Annotated in this window: 11 protein-coding genes and 1 pseudogene; 5 read left to right on the forward strand and 7 right to left on the reverse strand. The window is 42.3% G+C overall.

The features are described from left to right. Positions 1-211: 211 nt before the first annotated feature. The 3 genes from P2W73_RS26070 to P2W73_RS26080 form a co-directional block, all read right to left on the reverse strand. A complete protein-coding gene (locus tag P2W73_RS26070; RefSeq protein ID WP_276505044.1) occupies positions 212-811 on the reverse strand; it encodes a hypothetical protein in 600 nt (199 codons plus the stop codon). Positions 812-974: 163 nt separating this feature from the next. Continuing rightward, a complete protein-coding gene (locus P2W73_RS26075) occupies positions 975-1,874 on the reverse strand; it encodes a 3-hydroxyacyl-CoA dehydrogenase family protein (protein WP_276505045.1) in 900 nt (299 codons plus the stop codon). Between the two features lie 320 nt (positions 1,875-2,194). Further along, positions 2,195-2,833 (reverse strand): carboxypeptidase-like regulatory domain-containing protein, encoded by a 639-nt coding sequence (locus P2W73_RS26080; RefSeq protein ID WP_276505046.1) that lies wholly within the window; start codon positions 2,831-2,833, stop codon positions 2,195-2,197. 175 nt (positions 2,834-3,008) lie between these two features. Here P2W73_RS26080 and P2W73_RS26085 point away from each other — a divergent pair, with 175 nt between their 5' ends. Together P2W73_RS26085 and P2W73_RS26090 are read left to right on the forward strand one after the other, a co-directional pair. Next, positions 3,009-4,103 (forward strand): Mrp/NBP35 family ATP-binding protein, encoded by a 1,095-nt coding sequence (locus tag P2W73_RS26085; RefSeq protein WP_276505047.1) that lies wholly within the window; start codon positions 3,009-3,011, stop codon positions 4,101-4,103. 93 nt (positions 4,104-4,196) lie between these two features. After that, positions 4,197-4,394 (forward strand): quinol oxidase subunit 4, encoded by a 198-nt coding sequence (locus tag P2W73_RS26090; protein ID WP_276505048.1) that lies wholly within the window; start codon positions 4,197-4,199, stop codon positions 4,392-4,394. Between the two features lie 108 nt (positions 4,395-4,502). Here P2W73_RS26090 and P2W73_RS26095 read toward each other — a convergent pair whose 3' ends face one another. Then, positions 4,503-5,453 carry a hypothetical protein gene (locus tag P2W73_RS26095; RefSeq protein ID WP_276505049.1) on the reverse strand — a complete coding sequence of 317 codons (951 nt, stop codon included), beginning with the start codon at positions 5,451-5,453 and terminating at the stop codon, positions 4,503-4,505. Between the two features lie 83 nt (positions 5,454-5,536). On the opposite strand from P2W73_RS26095, the gene P2W73_RS26100 reads away from it, so the two are divergent. From P2W73_RS26100 to P2W73_RS26110, 3 genes are read left to right on the forward strand one after another with little or no spacing between them, the layout of a single operon-like run. Further along, positions 5,537-6,181 (forward strand): FMN-binding negative transcriptional regulator, encoded by a 645-nt coding sequence (locus P2W73_RS26100; protein ID WP_276505050.1) that lies wholly within the window; start codon positions 5,537-5,539, stop codon positions 6,179-6,181. A 29-nt stretch (positions 6,182-6,210) separates the two neighbouring features. Next, positions 6,211-7,119, forward strand: coding sequence for a glycerophosphodiester phosphodiesterase (locus P2W73_RS26105; protein WP_276505051.1), 909 nt, complete (start codon positions 6,211-6,213; stop codon positions 7,117-7,119). A 44-nt stretch (positions 7,120-7,163) separates the two neighbouring features. Then, the gene (locus tag P2W73_RS26110; RefSeq protein WP_276505052.1) at positions 7,164-7,541 is read left to right on the forward strand and encodes a pepsin/retropepsin-like aspartic protease family protein; all 378 of its coding nucleotides are present in this window, start codon (positions 7,164-7,166) and stop codon (positions 7,539-7,541) included. 8 nt (positions 7,542-7,549) lie between these two features. On the opposite strand, the gene P2W73_RS26115 is transcribed toward P2W73_RS26110, so the two are convergent. From P2W73_RS26115 to P2W73_RS26125, 3 genes and pseudogenes are all read right to left on the reverse strand, one after another. Continuing rightward, positions 7,550-8,536, reverse strand: coding sequence for an amidohydrolase family protein (locus P2W73_RS26115; protein WP_276505053.1), 987 nt, complete (start codon positions 8,534-8,536; stop codon positions 7,550-7,552). 61 nt (positions 8,537-8,597) lie between these two features. Then, the gene (locus P2W73_RS26120) at positions 8,598-9,137 is read right to left on the reverse strand and encodes a 3-hydroxyanthranilate 3,4-dioxygenase (protein ID WP_276505054.1); all 540 of its coding nucleotides are present in this window, start codon (positions 9,135-9,137) and stop codon (positions 8,598-8,600) included. A 96-nt stretch (positions 9,138-9,233) separates the two neighbouring features. After that, positions 9,234-9,340, reverse strand: a pseudogene (locus tag P2W73_RS26125) (IS982 family transposase); the annotation flags it as partial.

Below are 9,340 nucleotides of genomic sequence, written 5' to 3' on the forward strand. Positions count from 1 at the left end.
TAACATCCGCATCAACCACGTCTTCCACACACCAATCCCCATAATTACAAGCAACGCCTACCAGCAGGTTCCGTACAACTAAGAGTTCATCGTTGGCCCTTCAGGCCCGACGAACTCTTAGTTGTTGGTGTATGTCGTTTACAGCAGTAAGTTGTTCAAAACAGAAACACCAACAACGGCGTGAACTGCCGTTGCCTGCTGCCATCGTATTTTATAGTGCAGATGAATAATTCAAAGTCACGAATTGACCAAATCCATTGTTGGTTATGGGTTGACCGTAATCCTTGATAAGGCTGTCAGATATTGGCGTATTCCAGATACTGTAAGTAAAACTTCCCCAACCATTCTGATTTGGGTACATTTGAATTTGGTCACTATAATCAACAGTTCTGATCCAATCACAATTCGTCTTAGCCAATTTATTTTGCAGAGTTATTATTGTTTCTTTTGACCATCCTAGTACTTTTAATGCGCTGTCAAGCTTTGGTGATTCAACACTCATAGCTTTCCCGCCAATTATCTTGTTTGCCGGGTCTATAACAAATGGATGTAAGTACAAAGAAACTCTTTTTCTCGCCGAAAGGCCAAAGGTCACGGAATATGAAATATTTGGTGGGATGGTACTTTTAAAATAACGGTCTACGTCTAAAAACTCGTTTTCATGCTCCAAAAAGCTGTCTGTTAATTCTTGTCTTGAATATTTTTTATCGAAGGCTCCACTAAAGGCAAGCAGACCTAAACTATAGAAAATAGCAATCAAAAGCCCTAATGTCAAGGTACTTATTAGAAGATATTTGGTGACTTTATTCATGAAGTCGGCGGTCTGGTTGCAGGCAACACGTAGACTTATGTTATTCTACGGTATTACTCTAAAATACTAAATCTTGCCATTCAGCCAAGTGGTATTATACCCTTTGTACTTGCCTGCCGGCAGGCAGGTTGTTTATTGCGTCAATACAATTTGAGTAGTAGAACTATTTAAACCGCTCACTCACCTTCAACTCCTTACTGCCCGCTTCATATTTATAAAAACCCTCGCCGCTTTTTGCACCTAGCTTGCCGGCGGCTACCATATTTACCAGTAGGGGACAAGGAGCATATTTGGGGTTGCCAAAACCATCGTGCAATACATTTAAGATTGACTGGCAAACATCCAAACCAATAAAGTCCGCTAATTGCAAAGGTCCCATGGGATGGGCCATGCCGAGTTTCATCACCGTATCTATTTCCTCCACACCGGCTACCCCTTCATATAGACTATAAATGGCTTCATTGATCATGGGCATCAGGATGCGGTTGGCAATAAAACCGGGATAGTCGTTGACCACGCAGGGAATTTTTCCCAGTTGTTTACTCAGTTCAACAACGGTGTCGGTCACTTCTTTCTTTGTTGCATAACCGTTGATGATTTCTACCAGTTTCATCACCGGAACGGGATTCATAAAGTGCATGCCGATCACTTTGCCGGCACGGCCGGTGGCAGCAGCAATTTTGGTGATAGAAATAGAAGAAGTATTGGTAGCAAGAATTGCCTCTTTTGGCGCCAGCCTATCCACCTCTTCAAAGATTTGCATTTTCAATCCGATATTTTCAGTGGCGGCTTCTACAATAAGCTCCGCATTTTTCACCCCTTCATTCATATTGGAGTGAATACTGATATTGGCCAGTGCTCTTTTTTTATCTTCTTCCGTTACCAAACCTTTGGCAATTTGGCGGTCAAAATTTTTGGCAATGTTCGCAACCGCTTTATCCAGTTGTGTCAATGAAATATCAACAATCGTTACTTTAAAACCGGCTTGTGCAAAAACATGAGCGATACCATTGCCCATGGTACCGGCGCCGATGACGGAAACTGAACCCCCGGGAGATATCATAAGTTGAAGTTTTCCTCTGCCCCGATCCTTCGATCAACTCAGGAGGGAGTTTTTGAAGACTCACTTAGGGCAAGAGTGTTTGATAAAATGTTTTGCGACAAATGTAAGCAGATCAAATTGCTGAGCAATGAACCGAACGATGAAGTGTCACCGACGATTAATGTCGGGATGCCGACCGCAAGCGTCGGCAAGTGACACAACAGGCGATGCCATGAAATACTGGAGCTGGTAACAAAAAATAAAATGAATTGCTATTAGTATCTCCAATAAATAAAAACCTTCCGATCTAAGTCTCTCCGCCGCGGCGGAGGACAGGGGGTCTACTTATTCTTAAAATCACCCCGTTTCCATGCCTGGATAAAATCGGCCCAGGCGGCAGGGTTGAAGATATTCATTGGCGGGGTTTGCCCCTGGTATACGGCACGGTTGGCGATGCGGTTAAATTGTATGCGGGTCGCTTCGCCACCATCGCCGGGAGTGGTTTGCAAAAGCACCCTTCGCTTGGCAGCACTTGTATTTTGCCGGGCAATTTCAATATCATCGTCCGGGATCTTGGTATTCACAAAATCACGGGCAAATTGCTCCGGTGTGGGCCGGGCCTTGATAATCGTCGCAGGCAGGTACACCGTGTCCTGCACCATCAACTGGATTACGCTGTATTGATTGCCCTCAATATTGCGGGGAATGTCAATTGTTTTGGGCTTATAACTTACGTGTGAAAATTCAACCTGGTCACCTTTTAACACCACAATGGAGAAAACACCCTGGTCATTGGTGATGGTACCGCGGTTTTGACCTTTGATGGTAACACTGACGGCAGGAATTCCTACAAGGCTGTCGGCCGTCATGATGACGCCATATAATTGTACCACAGAATCACGGGCTGTTTCAAACTGCGCTTTGGCAGTGAAGGGTAGAAGGAAGGCAGCTAAAACGAAATATTGTAAAAATTTCTTCACAGGTTCAAAAATAAGTACAAGTTGATTAAATGAGCCAACAAAATAGCTCCTGATCTGTTTAACTTTGTCAATTAATCTGTTTTTTAACAAGGATTTTTGTGAACCCTTCCGGCGAAGCATAAAACACACAAAAAGAATGGCTTACCGGAGTAAATTGATCCGCTCAAACTGAGTTATGACGAAAGAAAAAGTATTAGAAGCGTTAAGCACCGTGCAGGAACCCGATCTTGGAAAAGACCTGGTAACACTGAATATGATCCAGGATATTGTTATCGAAAAATTTTATGTGTCGTTTACAATCGTATTGACTACACCTGCCTGCCCGCTGAAGGATAAGCTGAAAAATGATTGTATCAATGCCATTAAAACGATCGTGAATAAGGATGCGGTGATCAAGGTAAATTTCACCTCTAACACCACTACCAAAAGAAGTGACAACCGGGCCATACTTCCCAAAGTAAAAAATGTAATTGCCGTGGTAAGTGGTAAAGGAGGCGTAGGGAAGAGTACCGTCTCGGCAAACCTGGCGTTGGCCATAGCGCAAAGCGGAGCCAAAGTTGGTTTGATGGACGCTGATATCTATGGACCCAGTGTACCCATCATGTTTGGAGTGAGGGGAGAACGGCCGATGATGATGGAAATTGAAGGTAAGGGGATGATAGTACCATTGGAAAAATATGGTATCAAACTCATGAGCATTGGTTTGCTGGTGGATGAAAAAAATGCCGTAGTATGGCGTGGACCCATGGCGAGCAGTGCGATTAAACAATTTGTTTCGGATGTGTACTGGGATGAGCTGGATTACCTGATTATCGATATGCCACCCGGGACCGGGGATATCCATTTGACATTGATGCAAACAGTTCCTGTGACAGGTGCTGTAATCGTTACTACACCACAGGATGTTGCATTGGCCGACGCCAAAAAGGGAGTAGCAATGTTTGGACAGGCACAGTTAAATGTGCCGATTATTGGTTTGGTAGAGAACATGAGCTATTTCACTCCTGCTGAATTGCCCGAAAATAAATACTACATTTTTGGTAAGGATGGAGGAAAACGCCTCGCAGAGGAATATGACCTTCCTTTTCTCGGACAAATTCCACTGGTACAGGGAATACGGGAAGGTGGAGATAAGGGAGTTCCCGTAATGGTGGGCAATGACGAGATCACTAAGAATGCATTTGAAGATTTTGCCGCCCTGGTGGTAAGAAGTGTGTCAATGCGCAATGCTGATATAGAAAAAGAAAAAGTGGCTGAAGTGGTGTCTTAAAAAAAAGTGAAGGGATTTTACTTAGTAAAGTTCTTTCGTTTGTTACTTTGCTGACAATATTTATTCTCCTTATTTTACAAACAAATCCGGACTATGAAGCCTTATAAAATTTTATTTCTCCTGTTCTCATTTACGTTGATCACTATGGCCTGTACACGCAGGGTTGTTGTGCATAAACGAACAACGGTAGTAAAGCCAATGCCACCCGGGCATGCCAAAAAAGTTTACGGTAGTAAATCAGCAAAGGCCTATGCTCCCGGTCAACGAAAGAAAAGAGTTCGTGGTTATTAATACTTCAAAATGGTAGTATAAAAGAGGCTGTTATTTTTTAACAGCCTCTGCAATTATGGGAGCGTCCATCGTCCCGTCAACCATCCAGTGAAACAAGCTCTTTAGTTTCTAAATTTTCCTGGTAAAAGAAAATCCCATTGAGACACTATTAGAATAGTTGGGTTGGCTATAAAGACCCAACACATTTTTTTTGCAATTCATTTTTTTCTGTAAAGCAAGGTTCAACGCACTTGTAATGATAGTGGTGGTGCCCATAGCAATGTTAACATAGGAAAGATTGTTTTGTGCTTTGTACGAAGTATAGTATTCAGCGCCATTCATCACAGAAAAATTAGTTGTTCTTTTTGTATTGGCTAATCCAAGAATGACTTGAGTGGTGCCTGTGACAAGACCCAAATACGATAGCGTTTTATTCTGCTTAAAGCGGTTGGAGAGATTGGCAAAATTGATGGCGATATTAGTGCCACCCACCAGGCCGGATGAAACACCGTAACCGGTTTTTATATCTGCATAATTTGTTTGATCAGCAGGCGGCGGCCCATAGGTTGGTTGTATCATAGCACATTCTTCTAATGTGAGGCCATATTCACTGGCCCATTCTTCAATAGCCGGCTCCTGCATGTCCAATAAGAAATCGTATTGGTGTTTTTCATTAATTGACTCAGCCATTTCACGGCCTTTTGTTTGCTCGACCAGGTAACCTACTGCGCAGATATTCCCATTGGCATCGATGAAGCAGGGCCTTCTTTCACCGGGGTAATCCCTGTTGACCGGGAAAATGGCTGCAGTCCAATATTCATGTAATAAGTTAAGGATCGTTACCCGGTTGGCAGATTGAGTAGCGGATAAGTTGGACTTTGCTGATCGTAACAGCGATTCAACATAGGAAAGATGCACCTGTATTCGTTCCGTTTCAGTGGCGGTTGCGTTGGGTAAGCGGCCTGTTGTGGCTACATAACTTTCATCATGCAACACCGCATTTATTTCCTGCGATTTCGTTTGTGCCACAGCCGTGATGGTGGACGATAGAAGGAAGAAGCAAAAGAAAAGAATTTTCATAAATAACGTTTCCCGGCCTGACAAACACAGGGACAGAAACGTTGCACTGGTATGGGCTGGACTGAAATCTGTAATTTAGCCGGATGTATAACTTACCTTATTTTAAAGAAAAAGATCCTGAAGTTGTCAAAGAATTTATCCGTCGGCATCCGTTTGCATTTCTAACCGGTTGCAGTGCCGATAACAAACCAGTAGCGACACAAATACCTGTTTTTATTGACGAAAAAGGCGGACAGCTATTTCTCTCCGGCCATATGATGCGGAATACTGATCATCATAAAGCATTTTTGCAAAACCCCAATGTGCTGGCTGTTTTTAGCGGGGCGCATACCTATGTAAGTGCCAGCTGGTATGAAGATAAGCAACAAGGTTCTACCTGGAATTATATGAGTGTGCATGTAAGAGGCCAATTAAGGTTCCTGGATGAACAGGCACTTTTAAATACTTTGAAAAGAACGACTAATCATTTTGAAAATAACCCGCATTCGGGAGCCAATTTTGAAGACCTGCCGGATGAGTATGTGCAAAAAATGATTAAAGCTATCGTTGCGTTTGAGATACAGGTGCAGGAAATGGATAATGTTTTCAAGCTGAGCCAAAACAGGGACGAAAAAAGTTTTCATAATATCATAGATAAATTAGAAGCACAGGATGCGGAGGGAAAAAAGATCGCTCATGAAATGAAACAGCGAACTTCACAATTATTTAAAACGGAAAAAGAGCAATAAAACGGCTGTCTCTGTATCATTGATGAATTATGCAAAATAAGATTGTTCACTATTCACTCGTCTTTCTTTGCTGCTTTGCAGCCTGTCATGTGGCCAAAAAATTACCTGAAACAAACGAAGTGATTTCCTCCTTTGATTCCCAGGGTCACCGGGGATGCCGTGGTCTTATGCCGGAGAACACGATACCGGCTATGAAAAAGGCATTGGATCTTGGCGTGACCACATTGGAAATGGATATTGTTTTTACAAAAGACAAATGGCCCATCCTTTCTCATGAACCATTTTTTAATCATGAAATCACCACCAAGTCCGATGGCTCGCCAGTGTCTGAAAAAGAAGAAAGGTCACTGAACATTTACAATATGGACTATGCCGAGGTCAAAAAATATGATGTGGGCATGCGGCCGCACCCCCGTTTTCCGCGGCAGGAAAAAATTAACGTGTATAAGCCTTTGCTGAGCGATTTGCTGGATAGTGTAGATGAATACATGAAGACAAGCAAAAGGCCTTTGCCCTATTTCAATATCGAGACAAAGTCGGGTCCTGCTTCTGACAATATTTATCATCCTGCACCGGCGGAGTTTGTAGACAGACTAATGGCGGTTATTCTATCAAAGAAAATTGAAGAAAGGGTGATCATCCAGTCATTTGATTTCAGAACGCTTCGCTACCTGCATGAGAAATATCCATCGATAAAAACTGCGATGCTGATAGAAGACTTTGATGAGCGGGGAATAAAAGATCAGTTAAAAGCCCTGGGATTTACACCCACTATTTATAGTCCCGAGCATAAAATGGTAACCGAAGAACTGGTGAAAAAATGTCACGAACAAAATATAAAGATCATTCCCTGGACGGTGAATGATAAAAAAAGAATTGAAGAGTTGAAAAAGATGGGAGTGGATGGGATTATCTCAGATTATCCTGACTTATTTTAAGTTTTGGCACAGGGAAAATGTATCTTTAAAAAAACCTCGATCTCATGTCGGTCATTAAGCTTCCCTTATTGTTTGCCGGTTCAAAAGGAGAAAAACACCTGTACATTCTTTTTGACAGTGGCGCTAATTTGTCTTGTATTGATAAAAATCATTTAGACAAGTTAGAACAACCTGTTAGTCTGGGCCGCGTCCGGAAACTGGCGACTGCAAGTGAAGGCCATTTTATTGAAATTAATGAGCGGGTAACGTTGGATTTTTATATCAATGACATACTTCTTAGCGATGAATTTTTGGTAGTCCCGTCTTTAAGTGAAGAAGCTATTATTGGCGCCGCCACTCTACAAAAATGGCGTATAAAACTCGATTTTGAGCACGATAAGGTGGAAGTAGATCCGAAGGTGGCGAAACTACAGTTAATTTAATAGGACCTTTATATTTGCAACCAGTTTTCGGCATTTTTATATAGCAATTTCTTCTTTGTTTTTTTACTCAATTTCATTTCTTCAATCAGTTTACCCGGTTCATCTTCTCCTAAAGGAAAAGGGTAGTCGCTGCCGAGGCAAATGTTATCATCACCGATGATATCGATTAAAAACTCCATCGATTTTTTATCATGCACTAAACTATCTACCCAAAATTTGCCGATATAATCCCTCGGATTGGTCGGATTATCCAGCGCTACCAAATCAGGTCTTACTTCAAAACCATGTTCGATACGGCCCAGTGTAAAAGGAAATGAGCCACCGCCATGAGCAAAGGCTACCCGCAAATTCGGAAAGGCCGCAAACACGCCACCGAAGATCATGGAGCAAATAGCACGACTTGTTTCGGCCGGCATGCCTACCAGCCATGGCAGCCAATATTTTTGCATCTGTTCTTCGCCCATCATGTCCCAGGGATGTACAAACAAGGCACAATTCAACTTTTCAGCCGCTTCGTAAAAAGGAAAAAAATATTTATCTGAAAGATTCTTGCCGTTAATATTTGATCCTATCTCCAATCCCGGCATTTTTAATTCTTTTACACAACGTTCCATTTCTTTTATGGCTAAGTCAATATCCTGCAATGGAACGGTGCCGATACCGATAAAGCGCTTTGGATTTTTTGAAACTGTCTCAGCAATATGGTCATTGAAAAATCGTGATGTTTCCAATCCGTCTACCGGCTTCGCCCAATAATTGAAAAGAACAGGAATGGTTGAAAGTACCTGGATAGTTACATCTGTCTCATCCATTTCTTTTAGCCGAATATCTTCTTTGTAACAATTTTCTTCAACCACCCGAAAAAGTTTATCGCCTCTCATCATGCATGCCTTGCAATTGCGCTGTTCCAGGTGAATGAATTCACCGTAGCCAAATTTCTGCGTCCAGTTCGGCATTTGTTCCGGCATGATATGAGTGTGGATGTCGATCTTCATACCCCAACCCCTAAAGGGCTTTTACTGATTTAAATGTTATAGTATTGTTTAGGTCTGCAGATTACTCCCCTTTAGGGGCTTGGGGTTTTACCGGAGGCTCCATCACTGCGCCACACTTATCACAGGTGCGATGCATGAGATTTTCCCAATAGCGATTCATGACGGGCGGTAATTGTTTGACGATATCGTCAACATGCAGGGTTTCCTCATAAAGTTTGTTACCGCAGTTTTCGCAGAACCACATAAAACCGTCATCTTCCGTTTCTCTTTTCTTTTCTATCACCAGGCCAACGGTGCCGGGACCACGTTGTGGTGAGTGTGGAGTTTTGGGTGGGAGCAAAAACATTTCGCCTTCTTTGATCGGTATATCTTTAAATTCTCCGTTGTCAATTATTTTAACAACAATATCACCTTCGATCTGGTAGTATAATTCTTCGGTTTCATTGAAATGGTAATCTTTCCGTGCATTCGGACCACCCACCACCATTACGATGAAATTTTCGGCGTCTTTATATACACACTGGTTACCTACCGGAGGTTTCAGCAGATCGCGGTGTTCATCGATCCATTTTTTTAAATTGAAAGGTGCAGGCACTGGCATAGCAAAAAGTTTAATAGTTTAAAAGTCTGCCGGTTGATAAGGTTTCTTACAGCCCGTTTGGAGAGGCTGATCATCTTAATTAATTCAAGTTGCTAGTTAAAGGGTGAGCTTATTCAGGGTAAAAGCCAGAATAAACATCACCAGTTTTAGCAGGAACCCCTTAAAGGTCACTGCATGTATTTTTCTTAAAAACAACGCCTTTA

It is taken from the genome of Terrimonas pollutisoli (assembly GCF_029360765.1).
Lineage (GTDB): Bacteria > Bacteroidota > Bacteroidia > Chitinophagales > Chitinophagaceae > Terrimonas_B > Terrimonas_B pollutisoli.